This is a genomic window from Stenotrophomonas sp. STEN023 (assembly GCF_056760135.1).
In genome coordinates this window covers 1-862 of record NZ_JBRREF010000165.1, presented here as the reverse complement: position 1 = coordinate 862, position 862 = coordinate 1, and the positions used below count along the sequence as shown (strand labels likewise).

The following is an 862-nucleotide window of genomic DNA, read 5'->3' as shown; positions in this document are numbered from 1 at the left end:
GCCATTGGAACCGTGTCGCCGTGTCGGGTTGTAAAACATCTCGATGTACTGGAAGACATCGGCGCGTGCCTCGTCGTGATTGCTGTAGATCCGCCGCTTAATCCGTTCGCGTTTCAACAGCTGGAAGAAGCTCTCCATTGCTGCGTTGTCGTGGCAATTTCCTCGTCGGCTCATGCTGCATACGATGTCGTGCTCACGCAGGAAACACTGCCAGTCTTCGCTGGTGAACTGCGTTCCTTGGTCAGAGTGCAGAAGCAAACCTGGAGCGGGTTTGCGCCTCCAAACCGCAGCGAGCAGCGCTTGCAGAACCAAGTCGGTGTGCTGCGTGGGGCGCGTCGCCCAACCCACCACCTGGCGTGAGAACAGATCGAGCACAACGGCTAAGTACATGAAGCCGTCGTAGGTTCGGATGTAGGTGATGTCCGTTACCCATGCGCGATTCGGTTCACTTACTTTGAAACCGCGCGCCAAGACGTTCTTTGCCACTGAGCCCACGGGCCCACTCAATGGGCGCGGTCTACGGCCATAGCCAACCATCGCCCGAAGCCCTTCGTTCTTCATCAATCGCGCTACGCGATGCCTGCTACACGTCTCCCCTAGCTCGCGAAGATCCGAAGTGATCTTGCGATGTCCGTAGACCGAGCCACTCTCAAGCCAGCTGTGCTTGATCAGTCCAAGCAGTCGTTGGTCATCCCGTTCGCGGGGGCTTGTCGGGCCTCGAAGCCAGGCGTAGTAACCGCTGCGATGGACACTCAGTACCCGGCACATGGCTGCCAACCCGAACTGATCCACATGGCACTTCATGAAGGCGTACTTTGCTCTTACCCCTTGGCAAAGTACGCGGCGGCTTTTTTTAGGATGT

At 57.5% G+C, this 862-nt stretch carries 1 protein-coding gene; it reads right to left on the bottom strand.

Going from position 1 to position 862, the window contains the following annotated elements; all coding sequences use genetic code 11:
* Positions 1-862, bottom strand: an 862-nt coding sequence (locus tag ACVOLV_RS22165; RefSeq protein WP_481556238.1) for an IS3 family transposase, incomplete at both ends; no start/stop codon positions are given.